We start from the raw sequence: 1,099 nt of genomic DNA on the forward strand, positions 1-1,099 counted from the left end.
CCCGTGCACGATCCCGCCCCCGCCGCCGGCCCCGACCACCTGTGCTACATCATCCACACCTCCGGCTCCACCGGCGCGCCCAAGCCGATCGCGCTGCACCACCGCGGCGTGGTCAACAACATCACCGACCTCAACTCCCGCTTCCACGCCGGCCCGCACGACGCGGTGCTGTCCCTGTCCTCGCCCAGCTTCGACATGTCCGTCTACGAATACCTGGGCATCACCGCCGCCGGCGGCACCGTCGTGATCCCCTCCGCGCACCGCACCAAGGACCCGGCGCACTGGAGCGACCTGCTGACCGAGCACCGCGTCAGCGTCTGGAACTCCGCCCCGGCCCTGCTGGACCTGCTCGTGGACCACCTGGAGCAGAGCGGCGCCGAACCGCTGCCCCACATGCGCGCGGCCATGCTGGGCGGCGACTGGATCCCCGTCCCGCTGCCCGCCCGCGCCCGCGCCGTGGCCCCCGCGATGCGCCTGTTCACCCTCGGCGGCGCCACCGAGGCATCCATCCACTCCACGCTCTACGAAGTGGTCCACGACGACCCGCGGTGGACGAGCATCCCCTACGGCCGCCCCATGGCCAACCAGCGCACCTACATCCTCGACGACGCCTTCCAGCCCGTTCCCCCCGGCGTGCCCGGCGAGCTGTACCTGGCCGGCACCGGCCTGGCCCGCGGCTACCTCGACCAGCCCGAACGCACCGCCGAACGCTTCCTGCAGTGGTCGCACGGCGAGGTCAGCGAGCGCCTGTACCGCACCGGCGACCTGGCGCGCTTCGGCGAGGACGGCCTCATCGAGCTGCTGGGCCGCAAGGACTTCCAGGTCAAACTCAACGGACTGCGGGTGGAACTGGGCGAGATCGAGGCCGTGCTGCGCTCCCACCCCGCGGTGCAGCACAGCGCCGTGGTGGCCCACCGCAACCAGCTCGTCGCCTACGTCGTCGTCCAGGACCCCGCCGGCGCCGACACCGACGCACTGCGCGCGCTCACCGCCGAGCACCTGCCGCCGTACATGGTCCCCGAGGTGATCGTCCCCCTGGAGCGGCTGCCCCTGACCCCCAACGGCAAGGTCGACCGCACCTCCCTGCCCGAACCCCGCC

Annotated in this window: 1 protein-coding gene; it reads left to right on the forward strand. The window is 72.5% G+C overall.

Annotated elements, in window-relative coordinates:
• The coding region (locus tag FGF04_RS39395; protein ID WP_149516192.1) for an amino acid adenylation domain-containing protein at positions 1-1,099 on the forward strand (1,099 nt) is incomplete at both ends.

The sequence above is a fragment of the Streptomyces apricus genome, assembly GCF_008369065.1.
GTDB lineage: Bacteria > Actinomycetota > Actinomycetes > Streptomycetales > Streptomycetaceae > Streptomyces > Streptomyces apricus.